General features: G+C 61.8%; 16 protein-coding genes and 3 tRNA genes. 8 read left to right on the top strand and 11 right to left on the bottom strand.

Annotated elements, in window-relative coordinates; genetic code table 11:
• Positions 1-8: 8 nt before the first annotated feature.
• From pilX to LT948_RS17505, 5 genes are all read right to left on the bottom strand, one after another.
• Positions 9-596 carry a type 4a pilus minor pilin PilX gene (gene pilX / locus LT948_RS17525; protein ID WP_003094700.1) on the bottom strand — a complete coding sequence of 196 codons (588 nt, stop codon included), beginning with the start codon at positions 594-596 and terminating at the stop codon, positions 9-11.
• Entirely contained in the window at positions 593-1,417 is an 825-nt protein-coding gene (gene pilW / locus LT948_RS17520) for a type 4a pilus minor pilin PilW (protein ID WP_003119422.1), read from the bottom strand. Before pilW ends, pilX begins: the two co-directional genes overlap by 4 nt.
• Entirely contained in the window at positions 1,414-1,971 is a 558-nt protein-coding gene (gene pilV, locus LT948_RS17515) for a type 4a pilus minor pilin PilV (protein ID WP_003110422.1), read from the bottom strand. Before pilV ends, pilW begins: the two co-directional genes overlap by 4 nt.
• Positions 1,962-2,468, bottom strand: a complete 507-nt coding sequence (locus LT948_RS17510; protein ID WP_023098086.1) for a GspH/FimT family pseudopilin — start codon at positions 2,466-2,468, stop codon at positions 1,962-1,964. The genes pilV and LT948_RS17510 overlap by 10 nt, the downstream gene beginning before the upstream one ends.
• 105 nt (positions 2,469-2,573) lie before the next feature.
• Positions 2,574-3,083: a GspH/FimT family pseudopilin gene (locus LT948_RS17505; protein ID WP_003134932.1), complete on the bottom strand. Its 510-nt coding sequence runs from the start codon at positions 3,081-3,083 to the stop codon at positions 2,574-2,576.
• A gap of 134 nt (positions 3,084-3,217) precedes the next feature.
• Here LT948_RS17505 and thiO point away from each other — a divergent pair, with 134 nt between their 5' ends.
• A complete protein-coding gene (thiO, locus tag LT948_RS17500) occupies positions 3,218-4,312 on the top strand; it encodes a glycine oxidase ThiO (RefSeq protein ID WP_033995405.1) in 1,095 nt (364 codons plus the stop codon).
• Between the two features lie 45 nt (positions 4,313-4,357).
• Here the strand turns inward: thiO and pilR are convergent, their stop codons facing one another.
• The 4 genes from pilR to LT948_RS17480 form a co-directional block, all read right to left on the bottom strand.
• Positions 4,358-5,695: a two-component system response regulator PilR gene (pilR, locus tag LT948_RS17495; RefSeq protein ID WP_003110427.1), complete on the bottom strand. Its 1,338-nt coding sequence runs from the start codon at positions 5,693-5,695 to the stop codon at positions 4,358-4,360.
• Positions 5,696-5,709: 14 nt separating this feature from the next.
• A complete protein-coding gene (gene pilS, locus LT948_RS17490) occupies positions 5,710-7,302 on the bottom strand; it encodes a two-component system sensor histidine kinase PilS (protein WP_003094692.1) in 1,593 nt (530 codons plus the stop codon).
• Positions 7,292-7,537: a PP0621 family protein gene (locus LT948_RS17485; RefSeq protein ID WP_009316269.1), complete on the bottom strand. Its 246-nt coding sequence runs from the start codon at positions 7,535-7,537 to the stop codon at positions 7,292-7,294. The genes pilS and LT948_RS17485 overlap by 11 nt, the downstream gene beginning before the upstream one ends.
• 156 nt (positions 7,538-7,693) lie before the next feature.
• Entirely contained in the window at positions 7,694-8,719 is a 1,026-nt protein-coding gene (locus tag LT948_RS17480; protein WP_003102590.1) for an outer membrane protein assembly factor BamD, read from the bottom strand.
• 145 nt (positions 8,720-8,864) lie between these two features.
• Here LT948_RS17480 and rluD point away from each other — a divergent pair, with 145 nt between their 5' ends.
• From rluD to LT948_RS17450, 6 genes are all read left to right on the top strand, one after another.
• Positions 8,865-9,827 carry a 23S rRNA pseudouridine(1911/1915/1917) synthase RluD gene (gene rluD, locus LT948_RS17475; protein ID WP_003094686.1) on the top strand — a complete coding sequence of 321 codons (963 nt, stop codon included), beginning with the start codon at positions 8,865-8,867 and terminating at the stop codon, positions 9,825-9,827.
• Positions 9,824-10,552 carry a peptidoglycan editing factor PgeF gene (gene pgeF / locus LT948_RS17470; protein ID WP_009316270.1) on the top strand — a complete coding sequence of 243 codons (729 nt, stop codon included), beginning with the start codon at positions 9,824-9,826 and terminating at the stop codon, positions 10,550-10,552. The genes rluD and pgeF overlap by 4 nt, the downstream gene beginning before the upstream one ends.
• 155 nt (positions 10,553-10,707) lie before the next feature.
• The gene (clpB, locus tag LT948_RS17465) at positions 10,708-13,272 is read left to right on the top strand and encodes an ATP-dependent chaperone ClpB (RefSeq protein ID WP_003094682.1); all 2,565 of its coding nucleotides are present in this window, start codon (positions 10,708-10,710) and stop codon (positions 13,270-13,272) included.
• A gap of 234 nt (positions 13,273-13,506) precedes the next feature.
• A tRNA-Asn gene (locus LT948_RS17460) sits at positions 13,507-13,582 on the top strand.
• Positions 13,583-13,591: 9 nt separating this feature from the next.
• Positions 13,592-13,668 (top strand) — tRNA-Pro (locus tag LT948_RS17455).
• Between the two features lie 10 nt (positions 13,669-13,678).
• Positions 13,679-13,754 (top strand) — tRNA-Lys (locus LT948_RS17450).
• Positions 13,755-14,124: 370 nt separating this feature from the next.
• On the opposite strand, the gene LT948_RS17445 is transcribed toward LT948_RS17450, so the two are convergent.
• Entirely contained in the window at positions 14,125-15,405 is a 1,281-nt protein-coding gene (locus LT948_RS17445) for a site-specific integrase (RefSeq protein WP_124127867.1), read from the bottom strand.
• Entirely contained in the window at positions 15,402-17,327 is a 1,926-nt protein-coding gene (mobH, locus tag LT948_RS17440; protein ID WP_218816342.1) for a MobH family relaxase, read from the bottom strand. Before mobH ends, LT948_RS17445 begins: the two co-directional genes overlap by 4 nt.
• Positions 17,328-17,753: 426 nt before the next feature.
• Between mobH and LT948_RS17435 the strand changes: the two genes are divergently transcribed.
• Entirely contained in the window at positions 17,754-21,815 is a 4,062-nt protein-coding gene (locus tag LT948_RS17435; protein WP_023104930.1) for a KAP family P-loop NTPase fold protein, read from the top strand.
• Positions 21,816-21,924 lie beyond the last annotated feature (109 nt).

Below are 21,924 nucleotides of genomic sequence, written 5' to 3'. Positions count from 1 at the left end.
AGGCTCGATCAGTTGGTATAGAGACGGGCGAGAACGGTCTGCAGGACGGTTTCGCTGTTGGTCTGGTTGCGCGCGACGCTATTGGTCTCGTAGTAGAAGGTGCCGATGCCGCGCATCAGGTTGCCGTATTCGGGGCTTTCCGCTTCGTTGACCTGGCCGCCCGAGGGAATGGGCAGGTTGTTCCACTGCACGCTGTAGAGCGTGCCCGCGGTGGTCGCGCTGGTGATGTCGCTGCCGCGGTAACTCATCCAGGTATTGGCGATGCCCTTCAGCACGCCGACCGGATTCTGGTGGGTGTCCGCCAGCTTCAGGTTCAGCGCGGCGAGGTCCAGCAGGCAGGGACGGGCCACGTTGTCGGCCCTACAACCGGTGCCGGGCTCCGGCGGACGCAGGGTGTTGACGAAGCGCCGCTCGCCTTCGCGGAGTCCGGACTCGGCGGCATTCTGCAAGCGAGTCTGTTCGATGACGTTGCCGGTGATGCGGCTTTCCAGTACCACTTCGCGCATGCTCGAGACCGCCAGCAGGGTGACGATCACCAGGATCGCCAGGGCGATGACCAGCGTGGCGCCGCGCTGTTGTGCAGGGAAGTTGTTCATGGCACGAGATTCCTGAGTGTCTGGCTGCCCTTGGCGATCTGGTAGAGGCGGTCCTTGTCGTTGCCTTGCAGGCTGGTCTTGGACGAGGGGTAGAGCGTGATCCAGTCGTCCAGGGTCTTGCTGTCACCCTGGCGCAGGTTCTTGTCGCTGGCCATCAGCGCGGAGTAGCGCAGGGCACGCACCGGACGGTCGGCGATGTTGGCCTGTTCGACGAAGCTTTCCACTTCGCGTTTGCCGGCCATGGTCGGGCCGACGCCGTACTCAAGCTTGAAGTCGACCAGGCCGCTGACGATCTCCTGGCCTTTTTCCTTGATTGTCTGCGCGGAGCAGGCGAGGCTGCCGGGGACATCGGCGGTCGCGGGAACGAACAGAACGCGTGCGGTGATGGCCTGGGCGGTAGCGAATGGATCGCTGGGGGTGGTGATCGAATTGCCTTCGCAGTCGTAGGCTTCGCCTGGCGCCGGTTGATAGCGGTAGCAGAATCCGCTCTGGCCGGCCTTGACCACGGCGGGCACCAGGGTCGAGCCGGCTTTGAATGCCTCGCAATAGGCGGTTTTCTGCTGCGCCGGGAAGGCAAACTCGTTGGGGTCGTCCGCACGTCGACGGAAACCCACCTTGGCCAGTTGCTGGTCCAGGAACATCATGGCGAAGCGTCCGTTTTCCTGGTTGCCTGCCTGGCCTTGCTGGAACAGGTAGTTGCGCTTGTTGTCCAGGTAGATCTGGGTAATCCCGAGAATCAGGAAGCTGCTGATGGCGAGGGCCACCAGTAGTTCGATCATGGACAGACCCGATTGCCGTCGGGAGCGGTTGTTCATGCTCATGGCTCAACCCTGAGGGTGTAGTAGCAGAGGGAGGTGTCGGCGCTGCTGTCGGCGGCGTTGACGCAGGCGCCTTGCTTGCCGCGCCAGGCCAGGCGGATTTCCAGCATGGAGCCCTTGCCGTCGCAGTCGCCCGGCTTCGAGCTGCGGCAGATGTAGTAGTCGCTCATCAGCAGGTCGCCAGCGCCTGGCAGTTCGTTCTTCACCTGTTCCGCCCAGCATCCCAGGCGGTCCTTGATCGCGTCGGGCAATGGCGTGCAGGAGGACGGCGCGGTGGGGAACGCCGACCCCTTGGCCTTGAAGAAGTCGGATTGCGTGGCCATCTGGTCCTTGACGTCGTACAGCGCCTTCGGGCTCGCCCGCATGCTTTCCAGCAGGTTGCTGCCGAGCATGGCTGCCTTGTTGCGCTCGACCGAGTCGGCGGTGTACTGGATGGTCTTGCCCTGCATGGCGATCATGCCCAGCACGCCGATGCTGATCAGCAGCAGGGCGACCAGCACTTCGATCATGCTGAAGCCGGATTGGTACAGCGGCTTGTGCCGCGATTTCAATAGCATGACTGGGGCGCCTTGGAGGAAGGTTCGAGTTGGATCCGGCCGGCCTGGCTGATGCTCAGCACGCGGCCGCCGTCGGTCTTGCCGTTCTGGCAGATGGCGAAGGTTCGTTCCGTTGGCGGTACGAGGGTACCGTTGGCCGTGAAGGTCAGATGTTCCACGGCGCTCTTTTCCTTCGCTGTCAGCGTGGTGGCACGGAAGCCGTCGTGTTTGCGCAGGGGCGCGGCGATCGAGCCGGAGGCCAGGACACCTATGCTCAGGCCCTTGCCCCAGTCCTTGTCCTTCAGCGCCTGGATGCTGATCGCGCGCCTCTGGGACACGGCTTCGCTGCGAGCGTACTGCAGCATCGCATTGAGTTCCTCGGCGGCGCTCTGCAGTTCGTTGCGTTCTGTCAGCTGCTTGAAGCTCGGAATGGCGAAGCTCGCCATGATGGCCAGCAGGACGACGATGATCAGCAACTCGATCAGGGTGAAGCCGGTCGAGTTGGAACGATATGACATGCGGTTGCTCCAGGGGGTCTACGCCTGGAAAGCATGCCAAACGGGCCTGGGAGCGTCTTGCGGTCGTTGACGGTCGGCCCGTGGGGCAGGACAACTGGTCCATGATCATCCGGAAGTGCTGCATAGCTCACGTTTCTCCCGGTTCTCCCTGGCGCTCGCGGTACGGAGCCGGCCCTGCCGGTTGAGGATCAGTTGCCAGGCAACGGTATGCCTTCCGCAGAGCAGAAACCGCCCGTTGTGAATGTTGAGCTGGCCGCTGGGGAGGAACCTGAGGCGGTTCGAACGGTTCCAGCGGAGCCTTTCCTTCTTTGCAAGCGCGCGTCCCACGAGAAGCCGTTCCCCACCGTCTTCCGCAAGCAGCCAGCCCTCTCCCCAGTCGTTGCCGCAGTGACGGCCATCGGTCGACGGACAGAGCGTCACCGGGCGCTGGTAGGCGACGGCATGGGTTCTACCCAGCTGGATGCTCGCGCTCAGCTCGTGCAACACACTTCGCTGGCGATTGCCGTCCAGCCAGGCTGCCATCCCGGGCAGCGCCAGGCTTCCCAGTATCCCCAGCAGAACCAGCGCAAACAGCAGCTCGGTGAGCGTCAACGCTCTCTGCGACCTTTCGACCATGGCAGGCGGCCCTTTTGCTCGTATCATTCCGCGACGGTCGTATCTCGCCGGATTTTCCCCGTTGCCTCAATCAGCAGCGGGATGAGGCGTATGACCGACTTTTCTGCAACCCCTGTGTGATCGTGGAGGCCCTGGTGTCGGAAAGAGTTGTGGTAGTGGGCGCTGGTGTCATCGGCCTGTTGACCGCCCGGGAGCTGGCGCTCGCCGGGCTGCGGGTGACCCTGGTGGAGCGGGGCGAGAGTGGGCGTGAGGCATCCTGGGCGGGAGGCGGGATCGTCTCGCCGCTCTATCCGTGGCGCTACAGCCCGGCGGTGACCGCCCTGGCGCACTGGTCGCAGGACTTCTACCCGGCCCTGGGGCAGCGTTTGCTCGACGAGACCGGGCTCGATCCCGAGGTCCATACCGTTGGCCTGTACTGGCTGGACCTGGACGACCAGACCGAGGCACTGCAGTGGGCACGCAACCACACCCGGCCGTTGAAGGAAGTGCCGATCGAGGAGGCCTGCGCGGCGGTGCCCGGGCTGGGCGCAGGCTTCCAGCGGGCGGTCTACATGTCGGGCGTGGCCAATGTGCGCAATCCTCGCCTGGCGCGCTCATTGCGGGCATCCCTGCAACAATTTGCCAATCTCGAGTTGCATGAACAGACGGAGGTGCGCGGCTGGTTGCGCGACGGCGATCGAGTGGTCGGCGTGGCGACCTCGCGTGGCGAGATCCGTGGCGACAAGGTGCTGCTGGCGGCAGGCGCCTGGAGCGGCGAGTTGTTGAAGCCGCTTGGCCTCGAACTGCCCGTGGTACCGGTGAAAGGGCAGATGATCCTCTACAAGTGCGCGGCGGATTTCCTGCCGCGCATGGTGCTGGCCAAGGGGCGCTACGCGATTCCGCGGCGCGACGGCCACATCCTGATCGGCAGCACCTTGGAACATTCGGGCTTCGACAAGACGCCGACCGACGAGGCGCTGGAAAGCCTCAGGGCGTCTGCGGCAGAACTGTTGCCGGAACTGGCGGACATGCAGCCGGTGGCCCACTGGGCAGGGTTGCGCCCGGGCTCTCCCGAAGGCATCCCCTATATCGGTCCGGTGCCTGGCTTCGACGGGCTCTGGCTGAATACCGGGCACTACCGCAACGGGCTGGTCCTGGCACCGGCGTCGTGCCGTCTGCTGGCGGATCTCATGAGCGGGCGGGAAGCGATCATCGACCCGGCCCCCTACGCCCCGGCTGGTCGCCTCTGAGGAGCGAAAACCAAAAGGCCTGTCTTCGGACAGGCCTTTTCACTTTCAGTCGATGCCCAGCTTTTTCAGGCGGTAGCGCATCGAGCGGAACGTCAGGCCCAGGCGCTGGGCCGCGGCGGTTCGGTTCCAGCGGGTCTCCTCGAGCGCCTGCATGATCAGCTTGCGCTCGATGTCTTCCAGGTAGTCCTCGAGGTTGTCGATTTCGCTCAGGCTCGCCGCGCCTTCCTGGCTGGCACCCGGCGCATCGGCCAGGCGCAGGTCGTGAGGCTGGATCTGGTCGTCTTCGCACAGGGTGTAGGCGCGCTCCAGCATATTCTCCAGCTCGCGGACGTTGCCTGGGAAGCGGTAGTTCTTCAGCTTCTCCTGTGCGTCGCCGGTCAGCCTGGCGGCCGGCAGGCCGGTGTCGCCGGCCAGGCGCTTGAGGATGCGATCGGCGAGCAGCGGGATGTCCTCGCGGCGTTCGCGCAGCGGCGGTACGCGCAGCTCGATGACGTTGAGGCGGTAGTAGAGGTCCTGGCGGAAGCGCCCGGCGCCGACTTCGGCGGCGAGGTCCTTGTGGGTGGCGCAGAGGATGCGCACGTCGACGGCGACCTCCTGCTGGCCGCCGACCGCGCGCACGGCCTTTTCCTGGATCGCCCGGAGCAGTTTGACCTGCATGGCCATCGGCAGGTCGGCGACTTCGTCGAGGAACAGGGTGCCACCGCTGGCGGCCTGGAACAGGCCCTGCTTGTCTTCGATAGCGCCAGTGAAGCTGCCTTTCTTGTGGCCGAAGAACTCGCTTTCCATCAGCTCGGAGGGAATCGCGCCGCAGTTCACCGGCACGAACGGCCGCTCGATACGTGGGCCCTGCTCGTGGATCAGGCGCGCCACCAGTTCCTTGCCGCTGCCGGACTCGCCACTGATGTAGACCGGCGCCTGGCTGCGCGCCAGCTTGCCGATCTGGTTGCGCAGGGCGCGCATCGGCGGCGACTCGCCGAGCAGGCGGTTGTCCACCGGCGCTTCCTCGGCTTCCGGGTTGCGCAAGCGCAGGGCGGTTGCCACCAGCTCCCGCAAGCGACCGAGGTCGACCGGTTTGGTGAGGAAGTCGAAGGCACCGGCCTTGAGCGCCTGGATCGCGGTGTCCAGGCTGCCGTACGCGGTGATCATGGCCACCGGGGTCTGTGGATGGCGCTGCTGGATGTACTGGACCAGATCGAGGCCGCTGCCGTCCGGCAGGCGCATGTCGGTGAGGCACAGGTCGAACGGCTCGCGGGCCAGCAACTCGCGGGCTTCCTTGACGTTGCGGGCGCTGCGGGTGTCCAGCTTCATGCGGCCGAGAGTGATTTCCAGCAGTTCGCGGATATCCGGTTCATCGTCGACGATCAGGGCTTTTTGTCGGCTCATGCGTGCGGCTTCCGTCAGCTGAGTTTGCGCGGGTGGGCGAAGGTGATGCGGAAGCAGCCGCCGCCTTCCTCGCGATTGCGGTAGTCGATCCGTGCCTGGTTGCTCTCGCAGAGTTCGCGGGAGAGATAGAGGCCCAGGCCGGTGCCTTTGCTTTCTGTAGTAAAGAAGGGTTCGAACAGGTTGTTCAGTTTGTCCGCCGGTACGCCGGGACCGTCGTCGATGACTTCCAGCACCGGCAGGTCGCTCTCCGGGTCGCGCGCGAGGCTCAGCCAGACCTGGCCGCGCCCGTGCGCCTGGGCGCTGTAGCGAAGACCGTTCTGCACCAGGTTGCTCAGCACCTGGTTCAACTGGTGTGGGTCCATGCGGGTCTGGATGTCGCCGGCACCGAGCTGCAGGTGCAGTTGGCTGTCGTTGCGCAGCCTGCCGGGATATTCGTCGACGAACCGCTGAAGCCACTCCTTCAGGTCGAGCTGCTGCGGTTCGGCCTGGCGGCGACGGGAGAGCTGCAGGACGTTCTCGATGACCAGGTTCATCCGCTTCGACTGGTCCTGGATGATCTGCGTCAGGCGTCGGTCCGGGGCATCCAGTTCCTCTGACTCCTGCAGCAGTTGGGCGGCGTGGCTGATCGCGCCCAGCGGGTTGCGGATCTCATGGGCGATGCCGGCGGTCAGGCGGCCGAGACCGGCCAGCTTCATCTGCTGCGCCTGCTGGGCGATCTGCGAAATGTCTTCGAGGAAGATCAGCACGTGCTGGTCGTCTTCGCGGTTGAGGCTGATAAAGCTGGGTTGCACCGTCGGGCCATCCGGCACCACCTTGAGCGTCGGCGGACGGAGGCTGGGATTCAGGCGCCATTGCTTCATGCAGTGCATCAGCATCGGGCTGTGGCGGCCCAGGCTGGCGCCCTGCACGTCGTCCTGCCTGAGCAGGCCGAGGGCGGCCTGGTTGGCGAGGAGGATGGCCTGACGGCTATCGACCACGAGGATGCCGGTGCGCATGCGCTGCAGGATCAATGCGTTGAGTTCCTCCAGGTTGGCGACCGTCTCGGCGCGTTCTTCGGCCAGCGTTTCGGTCTGCTCCTGGCGCCGCACCAGAGCCTGGATCACCAGCGCGGCGGCGAAGCACAGGGTGCCGAGGCCGCCGGCCTGGACGTAGTGGTTGGTGGCGTCCGGACTGCTCAGGCTGAGGAAGAAGGTCAGGTAGAGCAGGCCGAGGCTGGCCGCCGCCGCGATGACCAGGCCGATGCGCCCGCGCAGCAGGATGTTGGCAATGGCCACCGCCACCACCAGCAGGCTGCCGATGCCGCTGGGTACGCCGCCACCTGCGTAGAACAGGCCGCAAAGCATCAGCACGTCGGTGAGCGCGAGGATGAAGATCGGCAGCAATTGCCGCGACGGTGGCAGGAACAGCGCGACCAGGATGTTGAAGACCAGGTAGCACCAACTGCCGACATGGAACAGTTCAGGGTGGACGAGCTTGAGGACCTGATCTTCCAGTTCGCTGGAGATCAGCAGGACCAGTACCAGGCCGATGGTCAGGCGGTACAGGTGGTACAGACGGAGGATGCGTTGCCCCTGCTCCTCGCTCAGCCGTAGCCGTTCAGCGCGCACGGTCGCCCTGGTCCTGGCGCAGGTGCGCCTGGCTGCAATACCAGCGTTGTTCGTGGGCGAGGGCGTTGGTCTGCGGCACGTGGACGCCGCAATGGGCGCAGCGGACCATCGGCGATGCGCTCGGCTCGTCCTGCGGACGTTGCTGCTGGCGCGGAGTGGGACGGGTAAAGCGACGCCAGAGCCAGAACGCGATGGCGATCAGGGCGATCCAGAACAGGAGGCGGAAAAGGCCCATGGTGATCTCGGAGGCTGGAGAAAGCTGCAGTTTAGCCAAGCCGCCGGCTCGATCCCAGCCGGGAAGGTCCAGGCTGTGCGGCGTTTGGCGCTGGGAGAGGCATGGCGGCGGGCAAAAAGAAGGGAGGCCTGCGCCTCCCTTCGGTGTTTCGTGCGATCAGTCGAAGAGACCGAAGGTCATGTAGCTCCACCAGGAGCGGCCGGAGTCTTCGTCGTCATCGCTCTCCGGCTTCTCGTCGTCGGCGCTGTGATCCTGGTTTTCCGGCTTCAGTTCGGCGGGGATCTCCCGCTCGGCATCCTCGTACTGCTTGATCACGTCCTTGGCGGCCTGGGTTTCCATGTGCGGCGGCGGCTCGCCGCCCTCGATCAGGCCCAGGGTGGCCTTGGCCAGCCAGGAGCGGGTGTCGGCCTCGCTTTCGCGGGCGACGAACTCGCCATCCTTGAGGCTGGCGTTATCCGGATAGTTGAGCTTGAGGGTTTCCAGGCTGGTGCTGGCCAGGTCGTCGAGACCCAGGCGACGGTAGGCTTCGACCATGATCGCCAGGCCATCGCCGACGGCCGGGGTTTCCTGGAAGTTCTCCACCACGTAGCGACCGCGGTTGGCGGCGGCGACATAGGCCTGGCGCTTCAGGTAGTAGTGGCCGACGTGCACTTCGTAGGCCGCCAGCAGGTTGCGCAGGTACACCATGCGCGCCTTGGCGTCCGGGGCGTAGCGGCTGTTGGGGAAGCGGCTGGTGAGCTGGGCGAACTCGTTGAAGGAGTCGCGGGCGGCGCCCGGGTCGCGCTTGGTCATGTCCAGCGGCAGGAAGCGCGCCAGCAGGCCGCGGTCCTGGTCGAAGGAGGACAGGCCCTTGAGGTAGTAGGCGTAGTCGACGTTGGGGTGCTGCGGATGCAGGCGGATGAAGCGTTCGGCGGCGGCGCGGGCGGCTTCGGGCTCCATGTTCTTGTAGTTGGCGTAGATCAGCTCGAGCTGGGCCTGCTCGGCGTAGCGGCCGAAGGGATAGCGCGATTCGAGGGCTTTCAGCTTGGTGACGGCGCTGTTGTAGCTCTTGTTGTTGAGGTCGTCCTGCGCCTGCTGGTACAGCTGGCTCTCGCTCAGGTTCTCGTCGACAGTCTCCTTGTTCGAGGAGCAGGCTGCGGTGAGGGCGAGGATGGCGATCAGCAGCAGGTGTTTCACTTGCATGGCGGCTTGCGTCCCTGGGACGGTCGGCTTGGCCTCAACCGTCTGTTATGATTGGCGCCCCAGGCACCCCCTGGGACAAAGACCCCGTATTTAACCACAGCGCGTAGCCGATTCCAAAAGCCGCGCTGAGCATCGTCTCCTACTCATGTCCGATATGATTCAACGCGCGGCCGAGGTGCCGTTCGAGCTGGGTGGCCAGCGTCTCGACCAGATCGCCGCCCAGCTTTTTCCCGAACACTCCCGCTCCCGTCTGGCCGGCTGGATCAAGGACGGTCGCCTGACCGTCGACGGCGCCGTGCTGCGCCCGCGCGACATCGTCCACAGCGGCGCGCAACTGGTCCTGGAGGCCGAGCAGGAAGCCCAGGGCGAGTGGCTCGCACAGGACATCGAGCTGGAAATCGTCTACGAGGACGAGCACATCCTGGTGATCGACAAGCCCGCCGGCCTGGTGGTCCATCCGGCTGCCGGCCATCAGGACGGCACCCTGCTGAATGCCTTGCTCTACCATGTCCCGGACATCGCCAATGTGCCGCGCGCCGGGATCGTCCACCGCCTGGACAAGGACACGACCGGCCTGATGGTAGTGGCCAAGACGCTGGAGGCCCACACCAAGCTGGTGGCGCAACTGCAGGCACGGTCGGTCAGCCGCATCTACGAGGCGATCGTGATCGGCGTGATCACCTCCGGCGGCACCATCGATGCGCCGATCGGACGGCATGGCGTGCAGCGGCAGAAGATGGCGGTGGTCGACGCCGGCAAGGTGGCGGTCAGCCATTACCGCGTGCTGGAACGCTTCCGTGCGCACACCCATACCCGGGTCAAGCTGGAGACCGGGCGTACCCACCAGATCCGCGTGCACATGAGCCATATTGGCTATCCCCTGGTCGGCGATCCGGTCTACGGTGGGCGCTTCAGGATTCCCCCGGTGGCCAGCCAGACCCTGGTCCAGACTCTTCGCGAATTCCCCCGGCAGGCGCTGCACGCGCGCTTCCTCGAACTGGATCACCCGGCCACCGGCGTGCGCATGAAGTGGGAGTCGCCGCTGCCGGAAGACTTCCTCTGGCTGCTCAGCCTGTTGCGCCAGGATCGCGAGGCGTTCGTCGGATGAACGCCTGGCTGACCCCCGACTGGCCGGCGCCGGCCCGTGTGCGGGCCTGCGTGACCACGCGCAGTGGCGGGGTCAGCCAGGCACCCTTCGACAGTCTGAACCTTGGCGCCCACGTCGACGACGATCCGCGCGCCGTGGAAGAAAACCGCCGACGCCTGACCGAGCGTCTGGAATGCCGGCCGAGCTGGTTGGAACAGGTGCACGGAGTGACGGTGGTGGAGGCCGACCCGAACCGGGTGCTCAGGGCCGACGCCAGCTGGAGCGCGACGCCGGGCGTCGCCTGTACGATCATGACCGCCGACTGCCTGCCGGCGTTGTTCTGCGACCGCTCGGGCACCCGCGTGGCCGCGGCCCATGCCGGCTGGCGCGGGCTGGCGGCGGGCGTGCTGGAGGCGACGGTGGACAGCCTGGGCGTGCCCGGCGACGAACTGCTGGTCTGGCTGGGGCCGGCGATCGGCCCGCAGGCCTTCGAGGTCGGCGGCGAGGTCCGCGATGCATTCGTCGCTGCGCACGCCGAGGCGCGCTCGGCTTTCGTACCTAGCGCCAATCCGGGCCGCTTCATGGCCGACATCTACCGACTCGCGCGGATCCGCCTGGGCGCCCATGGCGTCACCGCCGTGCATGGCGGCGGCTTCTGCACCTTCAGCGATACCGCGCGCTTCTATTCCTACCGCCGCTCGTCGCGTACCGGCCGTTTTGCCAGCCTGGTCTGGCTCCAGGACTAGGCCCGCGCAGGTTATCCGGCGGCAACTGACCGATGTCACGGTCCGGTCGCTTGAACCGCGGAAAATCGCCCTTATCTACTGAGTCATCTCGGCGGGCTTTTCTTCATCAGGGACACCCATCGTTCCGGCCCGCTCTATAGAAGGAAGGACGACCCATGCGAATAGACCGTTTGACCAGCAAGCTGCAACTGGCGCTCTCCGACGCCCAGTCCCTGGCCGTTGGCCATGACCATCCGGCCATCGAGCCGGTGCACCTGCTTTCCGCCCTGCTCGAGCAGCAAGGCGGCTCGATCAAGCCCCTGCTGATGCAGGTCGGCTTCGATATCGCCGCCCTGCGCAGCGGCCTCAACAAAGAACTCGACGCGCTGCCGAAGATCCAGAGCCCGACCGGCGACGTGAACCTGTCCCAGGATCTCGCACGCCTGCTCAACCAGGCTGACCGCCTGGCCCAGCAGAAGGGCGACCAGTTCATCTCCAGCGAGCTGGTATTGCTGGCCGCGATGGACGAGAACACCAGGCTCGGCAAGCTGCTGCTCGGCCAGGGCGTGTCGCGCAAGGCGCTGGAGAATGCCGTGGCCAACCTGCGCGGCGGCGAAGCGGTGAACGACCCGAACGTCGAGGAGTCGCGCCAGGCGCTGGACAAGTACACCGTCGACATGACCAAGCGCGCCGAGGAAGGCAAGCTCGACCCGGTGATCGGTCGCGACGACGAGATCCGCCGGACCATCCAGGTCCTGCAGCGGCGGACCAAGAACAACCCGGTGTTGATCGGCGAACCCGGCGTCGGCAAGACCGCCATCGTCGAGGGCCTGGCCCAGCGCATCATCAACGGCGAAGTGCCGGACGGCCTCAAGGACAAGCGCCTGCTGGCCCTGGACATGGGGGCGCTGATCGCCGGTGCCAAGTTCCGCGGCGAGTTCGAGGAACGCCTGAAGGCGGTCCTGAACGAACTGGGCAAGCAGGAAGGCCGGGTCATCCTGTTCATCGACGAACTGCACACCATGGTCGGCGCCGGCAAGGCGGAAGGCGCCATGGACGCCGGCAACATGCTCAAGCCGGCTCTGGCGCGCGGCGAGCTGCACTGCGTCGGTGCTACTACCCTCGACGAGTATCGCCAGTACATCGAGAAGGATGCTGCGCTGGAGCGCCGCTTCCAGAAGGTGCTGGTGGACGAGCCGAGCGAGGAAGACACCATCGCCATCCTCCGTGGCCTCAAGGAACGCTATGAAGTGCACCACGGGGTGAGCATCACCGACGGCGCGATCATCGCCGCGGCCAAGCTGTCGCACCGCTACATCACCGATCGGCAACTGCCGGACAAGGCCATCGACCTGATCGACGAGGCCGCCAGCCGCATCCGCATGGAGATCGACTCCAAGCCGGAGGAACTGGATCGTCTCGACCGTCGGCTGATCCAGCTGAAGATCGAGCGCGAGGCGCTGAAGAAGGAAGACGACGAAGCCACCAGGAAGCGCCTGGCCAAGCTGGAGGAGGATATCGTCAAGCTCGAGCGCGAATACGCCGACCTCGAGGAGATCTGGAAGTCCGAGAAGGCCGAGGTGCAGGGCTCGGCGCAGATCCAGCAGAAGATCGAGCAGGCCAAGCAGGAGATGGAGGCGGCGCGGCGCAAGGGCGACCTCGAGAGCATGGCGCGCATCCAGTACCAGACCATCCCGGACCTGGAACGCAGCCTGCAGATGGTCGACCAGCACGGCAAGACCGAGAACCAGTTGCTGCGCAACAAGGTGACCGACGAGGAAATCGCCGAAGTGGTTTCCAAGTGGACCGGTATCCCGGTGTCGAAGATGCTCGAGGGCGAGCGCGAGAAGCTGCTGCGCATGGAGCAGGAGCTGCATCGGCGAGTGATCGGCCAGGACGAGGCGGTAGTCGCCGTGTCCAACGCCGTGCGCCGTTCGCGCGCCGGCCTCGCCGATCCGAACCGGCCGAGCGGCTCGTTCCTCTTCCTCGGCCCGACCGGGGTGGGCAAGACCGAGTTGTGCAAGGCGCTGGCCGAGTTCCTCTTCGATACCGAGGAGGCGCTGGTGCGGATAGATATGTCCGAGTTCATGGAGAAACACTCGGTGGCCCGCCTGATCGGCGCGCCTCCGGGCTACGTCGGCTTCGAGGAAGGCGGCTACCTGACCGAGGCGATCCGCCGCAAGCCCTACTCGGTGGTGCTGCTGGACGAGGTGGAGAAGGCCCATCCGGATGTATTCAACATTCTCCTCCAGGTGCTCGAGGACGGACGCCTGACCGACAGTCACGGGCGTACGGTGGACTTCCGCAACACCGTGGTGGTGATGACCTCCAACCTCGGTTCGGCGCAGATCCAGGAGCTGGCCGGCGACCGCGAGGCGCAACGTGCCGCAGTGATGGACGCGGTCAATGCGCACTTCCGTCCGGAATTCATCAACCGGATCGACGAAGTGGTGGTGTTCGAGCCGCTGGCTCGCGAGCAGATCGCCGGCATCGCCGAGATCCAGCTCGGTCGCCTGCGCAAGCGCCTGGCCGAGCGCGAGCTGAGCCTGGAACTGAGCCAGGAGGCGCTGGACAAGCTGATTGCCGTCGGCTTCGACCCGGTCTATGGCGCACGCCCGCTGAAGCGGGCCATCCAGCGCTGGATCGAGAACCCGCTGGCGCAACTGATCCTGGCCGGCAAATTCGCGCCGGGTGCCAGTATCTCGGCGAAGGTGGAAGGCGACGAGATCGTCTTCGCCTGACCTCTTCGTGGACGGACAGGGAAAGCCCCGCTTCGGCGGGGCTTTTTCATGGGCGTCCGGTAGGAGCGAGAGCGCTGCCGCATGCAGTGGAAGGGCCGTTTTGCCGCTCGTGGAAAAAGAAGAAAAACTTTTTGGATCAGAGGGTTGACATGCCCGCGCGCATCCGTAAAATGGCGCGCCTCTGAGACGCGAATCCAGCAACACCGGAAGCGTCCAGGGTTGGAAGAAAGACGTTCCGCGATAGCTCAGTCGGTAGAGCAAATGACTGTTAATCATTGGGTCCCTGGTTCGAGTCCAGGTCGCGGAGCCAACTTCCAATCGGGGTATAGCGCAGTCCGGTAGCGCGCCTGCTTTGGGAGCAGGATGTCGGGAGTTCGAATCTCTCTACCCCGACCACCTCATACTTGGGTCGTTAGCTCAGTCGGTAGAGCAGTTGGCTTTTAACCAATTGGTCGTAGGTTCGAATCCTACACGACCCACCATTTTCGAAGGGGCGAGTTGCACAGGCCTAGGAAGGGGTGTTGCACCTTTTACTTGTCCAGCAGCCGTCTGGGCCGAACATTAGGCCCGCATTGACGTGATGTCAATATGGAATAGCCCGCCTATTTAGGTGGGCTTTTCTGTTTCTAAGGCCCTGAAACCATTCTGCAGGCGTAGCAATGCGCCCTCGACGTAATCAGCGATTACAGCGGGTACTGCGGTGTTGGCCTTGAAATTGCGCGGCTCTGCCAGCACGCCGGCGCTGGAACCCAGGCGCTCTCGGTAATTCCAGATTTTTCCTACAGGCCTAGCGATCTGCTGGGAGGCGCGGCTACCTTTCGTCCGGTAGCCGGCCTCTCAGTACCGGTATCGCTAGGCGAGACTGCATCGGGCGGCAGATCCACATCCACCAGATCCGCTTATTGCAGCGGGAGCCGCGGATGCCGAGGCGGCACGGTTCGATAAGTGTTGAGCCATCAGAGTGAACAGCACGCTTTGCTCGAAGGTGTCAGGTGGCTGTGGTAGCGCTTCTTCCCACACGGTTGGACCTCCCTGAATGCCTGTCCCTGGTGTGTGCTCCCTTGGTTCTGCAGGCGCTGTCCTGGCCTCCGGCGGCGGTACTTCACCCATTCGAGCGAGAGGTTGCCCGCATGGCTTCGGTTTGGCAGAGGCCTGCGGGGAGCCGCTGTAATCCACCTTTCTGACGTTCTCTAGCGCGCCTTGGGCCAGGCTCCTAGCATGCAGCACGGCACGCATGTGGTCGTAGTCGGCCTCGATGTAGCTCATCGTGGTCTGGATATTCGAGTGGTTGAGTAGGCACTTCGTCAGGTGGATGTTCCGCTCGGGTGCCTTCATCAAGTCGGTGGCCAGGGTGTGCCGGAAACGGTGCGGGGTCATCCGCACCCCGACCTGTTCGGTCAGCTTCCGGTACATGGCTTCGACCTGGTCGGAGTTCATCACCTTGCTCTTGTAGTGCGGTGAGAACCGGTTGACGTTGAACAACTGATCATCATCGGCGAATCCGGCTTTATCGGCCTCCTTCAGGAGCCGCGATAGGTGAGGCACAAGCCCCTCCGTTATTGGCACTACGAACTCTTTATGAGTTTTCTCTGTCTCGCCGCGGATGAGGATCAGTTGATTATCCCAGTCGATGTCGCGCTTGCGGATGCACAGCAGCGCGTTCAACCGGATGCCGGTGTAGTAGAAGACCTCAAACGTGCAAAGCCAGAACCAGGCGGGAGTGATGCGTGCGCGATCGCCGGTGCAGCGCTCTGCGCCGACCTGCATGTTGAGCCAATTGCGGGCGCGCAGGATGGCTTCGGCTGCGACGGTTTTGCTTGCTCGCCTGGGGGGGATGACGGTGGTCTTTCTGAACGGGTTGACTTGGGAGTGCGTCACCAGCTCGTGCTCGATGGCATAGCCCCAGATCGTTCGCAGATGATTCGAATACGTGTTCCAGCTCCGCTTGGACAGGCCTTGTTCCAGTACCTTGCGCCGCCATCCCAGGACAGCCCTGTGGTCCACGTCCTGTACGGTTGCCGTAGGACCGAAGTGCTTGAGCAGCGCCTTGGTCGCGGCGCGGTAGATCTTCGCGCTGGCTTCCCGGAGATCGTGCGCGAAGATGTACTCCTCGGTGAGCTGCTGCGGCGTCATTCCACACCTCCTTCGGCATCGGTGATGACCGTGAGGCTTGGGTTGTCCAGAGGCTGCTCAGGGAACAGCAATTTGGGGTCCTGGAGCAGGTAAGCCTTGAGCTCTTTCGTCTTGCGAGGACCAGAAACCTTGATGGTCCAGATGTTCAGGTTTTTACTGGTCTTCCGGTGTAGACCCTGTTTCTCGAACGCGCGCTGCACCAGCTTCCAGCCGGTCGTATCCTTGGCCTGGGCCAGCTTTTCGAGCTCTGGATGCTCCTGGACATAACGCTTGAAGATTCCTGGCGTGACCAGCATGGCGGTCCCGTCGACGGTATGCACCAAGGCTTTGGTGTCGTTGATGAACAGGCGACGGGTCGCGATACCAGATTTCATCCAGCCAACGAATCCCTGTCCCAGATCAGTGCTTCTGCTAGGCATAAATACATCTTCAACTGCTTCAGGAGCGCAATCTGTTGGCTCCTTGTTCCCTAGTGGCTGCTGTAGGTTCTCCTCCCCGCGAGTGTTCGTAGAAGAAGCAGCCGGTGAGTCGTGGCTAGTGTCTAGCTCTTCTGATGGCGAATTGATATTATCAAGAAGTGCGTACAAATCGTCTGTTTCTTCTTGATCATCAGTTGAGGGCTTCGCAATCGCCCGCATCTCGTTTGACGGCTTCGCAACGCTCGGTGCAGGTTGGCGGAGCGTCATCTTGGCTTCTGGTACCTCTGGCTGTTCAACCGGTTCGTTGGGGGTTTCGCAGGTCGTTTCCGACTTTTCCGTGGAGGTGGTTCCATCTTCAACGACGAGTGATCCGCCGTAGGGCGTGGGACGCTCGGCAGGGTCTGTCCAGACCAAGGCTGGAGCGACCTTGAGCAACGTGAGCTTGTTTCTCCACCCGGCGCCACTGTCTATCGTGGCCGTCCAAATGGCTTTGTCCGCGGAGTTGGTCTGAATGATGGCTTGGTCCTGAAGCATGTTGAAGAGCGTGCTGTTGGAGGAGGGGACCCCTTCGATTCCCTGAGCCAGCAGGTAGGCTCTCAACTGATCGGCCGCGGGCTTGCTCACCAGCCAGAGTGCGTCCTGAGTCAGCCACCCGTCGGACGGGCCGCCCGGCTGATTCAGCTTGAATTTGTCCTTCACCAGGAAGCGCAGCCCGTCTGCCAACTGCCGCTGCAGCGACTGCTTCGGTGCAGCCAGCGCTCGATCCGGATTACCCCCCAGCTCCTGCGCGACTGAGGCCTGGTCTGCCTTCATGACAATCTCACCGAGGATCCCGGCGTGCTCGTACTGCCCTGCGAACAGATAAATCAATTGAGCCCACAGCTCTGGAAAGCGACTGAGCCAGTCGAGTGCAGTGCGCGGTAGCAGTTGGTGGATGAGTAGCGCTGAGGCTGCGGCGTGGAGCTGGTATTCGCGGGACTTCACATACTTGAAGCGGTAGGGCTGGTTGATAGGTCCGTTCCAAGGGTGCCAGGTGCTGCCGTCCTGCAGCTCAACCTGCAGGTCGACGACGATCTTGCCTATGTCATGTGCCAGGGCACCATAAGCCGCGGCGGCCGACCAGGCTTCAGCCTGGGCTGACTGTGACTCTGGTGCCGCGCCCACAGGGAGCAGGTAGGTCTGCCGCACCTTCAGTGCGTAGGCCACGATCTCCAAGCCGTGATCGATCATCCCGCCTGGATGGGCATGGTGATGGTTTTCCGAAGCAGGGAGTTGCTGGACCAGCTCGGCATAGTTGGCCAATGGCCGTTGGTAGATCTCCTCGAATTGCTGCTTGGATAGCGAGGCACGCTGCCAGATGTTCTCCAGTAGCTGGCGGCGGCGAGGTGTGTCGAGCAGTTCCGTACTGCTCAGCGGAAGGAGGAATACCCCTGGGGCAGCTTTGGTTTGTGGGGTGGGGGACGGCTTCCTAGATATCCAGGAAAAGGAAAGGAGTTGAAACATGGGAGGCTCCATGACGATTCATGGAGCGGGCTTTTCCGCTAGATCAGGGGCTGGCGACAACGATAAAACAACGGCAGCGGGATTGGTATTTTTTTGGCAATGTGCCATCTTCAGGCAGTGCTTCCCACCGGGTTCGGTATTGAACAGCACACAGCATGGTGATTTCGAGTGCTTGGGGTTCCCGAAGATCCAGTGAAGACTGGCAGCAAGCGGCCAAAAGCAGTCGGTCGTCTCAGGCTGCTTAAGCCCCAAAGCAGCAGGTCGCAGCAGGCAAAAACTGCTGGCCAGAAGTAAAAGAACCTAACGCCACACTGTGAAGTGTTCAAAGTGGGGTTTTGGACTGCCTAGAAATCGAATCCTTCATCCAGTAGGCTCGCAGCAATGCTGGCCTAAGGCCGGCAACCCATAAATGAGGGAGCTTTACATATGCATGAAGCACGTGGGTCGATGCCGGCGGTACTTGATCGGCAAATTGCCAGCGAAAAGCAGGATGCATTTGGCCACCGGCATTTTTCTCAAGCCTTGCGAAGCCTCATCGAGTCTGGCCGCCATGCCCCTCCATTCAGCATCGGGTTGTTAGGCGGATGGGGTACCGGTAAAAGCTCAATCAAGGAGCTGTACACCCGAGGTTTGGAAGACGATGCGTCAGCCTCATCAAGTGGCGTGCCTAGAAAGGATCGATTCAAGAGCATCACATTTAACGCTTGGCGCTTCGGGGGCAAAGACCAGGACATCAAGCGTGCTCTTCTTCGGCACGTATTCCTCGAGTTAGGGGGAGATGAACAGGCACTACACGACAAACTCTTCCGAAACGTGACCCGCACAGAGGAGCAATGGAAAGGCTGGAGAGAATACGCGAGTCAGTTGTGGCGAGCCTGGTCGATGCCCTTGCCGGCGTTTCTGGTTGCCATGCTGGCCCTCTTCGGCTTGATATGGCTTGGGCTCAAATACCTCCCTTGGGATGACTCGCTCGTACAGTCGGCTTTTGTTGTCGCAATCTCCGGTGCATACAGTTACCTGTTGAAGAACCTCAAACCTTCGAAGATTGATAGCTACAGATCTATCACCAAGGTTTCGTTACCCAGCGCAAGCGCCGAGCAATACGAGGAGATGTTGCTGGAACAGTTGAAGGAGTTCAAACAACCAACATCGGGATTGTTCAATAAGGCGGTTCGCTGTGAGCGGCTCGTTATCTTCGTCGACGATCTGGATCGGCTCTCTGCAGAGGAGATGGTTTTGGGCCTGGATGCCGTCCGAGCGTTCATGGAGATCCCGTCCGAGAAGCTTCCTCCGGGTCTCGGGCTCGTCTTCGTGATTTCGTGTGATGAGGCTAAAGTCGCAGACGCCCTGGCGCGCGGCCGCGGAAATCCTGAGCAGCCCGGTACCGTCTTTACCCACACTGATGCGCGGCGCTATCTAGATCGAATCTTTCAGTTCCGCTTGGAGATTCCACCACCACCTCGCAGCGACATGCGTCATTTCGCGCTCACACATCTTTCGTCATTCGAGGAAATCGTTACCGACCTCAAGGCCCGTGGCTCGAGCCCTGAACAGGTGATCGATCGAATGATCCACGTGAATGTGATTGATCCCCGTAACGCCCTACAGATTGTGAATGCTTTCGCGCAGTCGTGGTGGTTGGCCAAACGACGCGAATTGGAAGGGAGCTCAGGTGATTTGCCAGGCGGATTGCACGAACATGCAGTGACCGGGCATCCGATCTCACTAGGTGCTTTAAGCGCAGCGCGAGTGAGCTTCCCAGATTTCTATCGTGACCTGCAGGAAGATCCTCAGCTACTCGGCAGGCTGACAGCCGTTCTGGTGAATGGTGATTCGGTGCAGGAACAACCTGTTGAAGCTCGACCGCTGCTACTCAAGCGTTATGTCACGCACGATGATGATCATGGAACGAAAGTAAGAGATGGCTGCAGGGATCTAAGACAGTTCTTAGCCAGCCTTGTGGGCGTTCGTTGGCCGGACTCGCTACAGAGCCTACTACTGCTTTCCGAAGATCCAATCAGCCGTAAGTTTGGTGCGGGAGCCAGCGCCCTTTATGGGTTGTTGATGTCAGGAGATACGAAGGGAGTCATTGAGCAGCTTTCGCCGCGTGCAGATAAGGTTGTGCTCAGTGAGGATCAAGCGCTCTTGCTGCACCAAATGATTAGCGACTTGCATCTCGAGACATTGAGTCGTCGACACAACGCTATGCGCGTCGTAGCTAATCTTCTGGAACATCTACCAGAACGAACCCGGCGCTTGATTCTGGGGCCATTGTGCACCGAGCTGGCGGGATCCATCGATCTGAGATCTATGGTGGGACTGTCCAAGATCGGTACGATCTTGGAGGATGCCAATAGCCAGGAGCAGCGCCAGATTGCGGCGGAACTCATCGAGGACCTGCTCACCAGCAATCATAAATTTGAGTTTAATCTGGAGACTCTGCAGAGCCCAAGCTTAGGTGAGGCCAAAGAAATGGTGCTCCAGGCTTGTTCGATTGTGTTGAGGGTTCGCCAAGGGCACGGCTTGCCTCCCAAGCAAGATCGAGCGTTCATAGAGTGGCTCAAAGTTCGTGATGTCAATTTCGGTGCCACCCCGTATCACTTCAGCTTTAGCCAGCTTGAGGACTGGCTGGTAATTCATGAAGAAATGCTCCTCGACATGTTGGGTGCTGATTACGCTTCGCTCCTTGCTGCTGAGGTTGAGGCAGGCAGGAGTACGGACATTGACTTGGTTCTCGCTGCGCACCGCGTAGATGGTTTGTTCGCTGGCCTCGCACAGGCTGGTGAGGAGAGCCGGGCTGTCCTATGGAGGTTGGTGAGCCAGTATCTACCTCTACCGTCAAGCGAGCTACAAGGTAGCGCGCTGACAGTATTGGAGCAGTCTCAGAAATTGGCCGGTTCTAAACCCTTGTCTGATTGCCTGATTGGTGTCGCCGATCTCCTAATCATGCATCCAGAACCGGAAACTCAATACGACCGCGGCTATAGCTGGCTGCTGCATGTCGCTTCCTCCCGCTTTGAAGATTTAACTAACGAAGCGAAATCGAAACTTGCCCATCTCGCGGCGAATCTGGCAACTGGTGAAGCCTACGAAAAGGATGCCGTGGCACTCTTCGAGGGAGTCATTCGGCGCGACGAGACACTGGTCGCGAGCGTAAGCGCGCAGTGGATCCAAGCGCTTGCTGATTCTCTTCCTTTGTCTTGCTGTGCGACGCTTTTCCGAAGCTATACACAGCTACCAGAAACCGTGCGCAGCCAAATCGCTGCTTATTTTGATAGCGGGTTTACTTTGGCCTCCCCACCGGATTCCTTTGACGAGCTGTACCAAATTGCAGCCCAGGAGATTCCGACAGATTGCTGGAATTCGGGCGAACTCAAGGCACATCTAGTTCAGGCTCTGAGTAAGCTTCCGTCCAAGGTCAGCAGTGCTGTGTCGGACCTCGAAGCCCTGCTACCAGGGTTTTCGAAGATATACCTTCATGCTGAGCCGGCGACGGTGGCGGCTTGTCTGCACAACACCTTCACTGGGGCTAGTAGCTATCCTGCCCAACTCAATTTGTTACATCAGTATTTCGCTGGCACCTGGCCCACCACAGTAGCGGTCCATCCGGGCTACAGCCCGCAAATCATCTTTGATAGTGCTATCCAGGTTGCAAGGAAATTCCCCCAGGAAGCGAAGCGCGGACTGCTCCATTCGCTTGATTCAATGCTTCATGATGGCATCGTTGGAGCCGAGCATGAGAATGCGCTTATGGAGGTCGCAAATCTCATCTGGAGAACCAACCCTGCAGAGGCAGAGCAATTCTTGGCACGCACTACCGGAGCTCTTCCAGCAGACCAGATCGCAGCGATGCCCGATGTGATCAATTGGGAGGCGACGAGCGAAGTGGAGTGGCTGGAAAGAGTCTGGATGAACGCCGCGCAAAATCTGGCCCCGACTGAGCAGGTGGCAGCAACAATTCAAATAGTTGCGAAGGGTCAGATCGGTACAAGTGAACTCCCCGATCATGGCCTTACCTTGTGGAGAAAATCCTTAGGTGAGGATGCCTATGCTGTACTCAAGCAAGCGGTACTCAGCCCAGAGATTGCCGATCAAGGGCGACGTCGTTTGTGGCGGCAGATTTCATCGCTCAGTAGCAAGCCGGGAATTCGAGAACTTATTAATCTGGCTGTCGGCCTCACCATACTACCCTCCGCGCCAGAAACTACTGCCGCTGCCAACGAGGAACTGGAAAAGCTTTGCCTACAGCTGGCGGATCAAAGCAGTCGCTTTGATATTGCATTACTTCTTCTGAATAACCTGCCCAAATGTTCATCTATAACGATAAAGGCGAACCTCGCGCGATTGGCGCATCAGTTGGGTACGCATGCGGTTCTTCGAGAGGTTGATGCCTCCACCTTGACCCATGACGACCTACAAGTCATTGCAGAAATTTTTGGCAAAGGCCGTGAGCTAACAAATCTTCAGAGGCGATTCGGTGATCGATAGCTGTCTTTACGAGGGATAGCGAACAAGGCAGTGTGAATTGGTACATGAAGTAGAGAGTGGTGTCGCTGAATGTCAGCTCTTGGCCGATTGCTGCTGCTGGCGAAAGGCA

Origin of the sequence: Pseudomonas sp. CP-1, assembly GCF_021213715.1 — a bacterium.
In the GTDB taxonomy this organism is placed as follows: domain Bacteria; phylum Pseudomonadota; class Gammaproteobacteria; order Pseudomonadales; family Pseudomonadaceae; genus Pseudomonas; species Pseudomonas aeruginosa.
Note: the sequence above shows the minus strand (reverse complement) of the source record. Positions and strands in the feature narration are given on the sequence as shown.

Coding starts and splice junctions, on each gene's coding strand:
- mobH (WP_218816342.1), bottom strand. CDS start 17,327: ATGTTTCAACTCCTTTCCTTTTCCTGGATATCTAGGAAGCCGTCCCCC.
- LT948_RS17445 (WP_124127867.1), bottom strand. CDS start 15,405: ATGACGCCGCAGCAGCTCACCGAGGAGTACATCTTCGCGCACGATCTC.
- rluD (WP_003094686.1), top strand. CDS start 8,865: ATGTCCGATATGATTCAACGCGCGGCCGAGGTGCCGTTCGAGCTGGGT.
- pilV (WP_003110422.1), bottom strand. CDS start 1,971: ATGCTATTGAAATCGCGGCACAAGCCGCTGTACCAATCCGGCTTCAGC.
- pilX (WP_003094700.1), bottom strand. CDS start 596: ATGAACAACTTCCCTGCACAACAGCGCGGCGCCACGCTGGTCATCGCC.
- pilW (WP_003119422.1), bottom strand. CDS start 1,417: ATGAGCATGAACAACCGCTCCCGACGGCAATCGGGTCTGTCCATGATC.
- LT948_RS17485 (WP_009316269.1), bottom strand. CDS start 7,537: ATGGGCCTTTTCCGCCTCCTGTTCTGGATCGCCCTGATCGCCATCGCG.
- LT948_RS17480 (WP_003102590.1), bottom strand. CDS start 8,719: ATGCAAGTGAAACACCTGCTGCTGATCGCCATCCTCGCCCTCACCGCA.
- LT948_RS17510 (WP_023098086.1), bottom strand. CDS start 2,468: ATGTCATATCGTTCCAACTCGACCGGCTTCACCCTGATCGAGTTGCTG.
- pilR (WP_003110427.1), bottom strand. CDS start 5,695: ATGAGCCGACAAAAAGCCCTGATCGTCGACGATGAACCGGATATCCGC.
- pgeF (WP_009316270.1), top strand. CDS start 9,824: ATGAACGCCTGGCTGACCCCCGACTGGCCGGCGCCGGCCCGTGTGCGG.
- clpB (WP_003094682.1), top strand. CDS start 10,708: ATGCGAATAGACCGTTTGACCAGCAAGCTGCAACTGGCGCTCTCCGAC.
- LT948_RS17505 (WP_003134932.1), bottom strand. CDS start 3,083: ATGGTCGAAAGGTCGCAGAGAGCGTTGACGCTCACCGAGCTGCTGTTT.
- LT948_RS17435 (WP_023104930.1), top strand. CDS start 17,754: ATGCATGAAGCACGTGGGTCGATGCCGGCGGTACTTGATCGGCAAATT.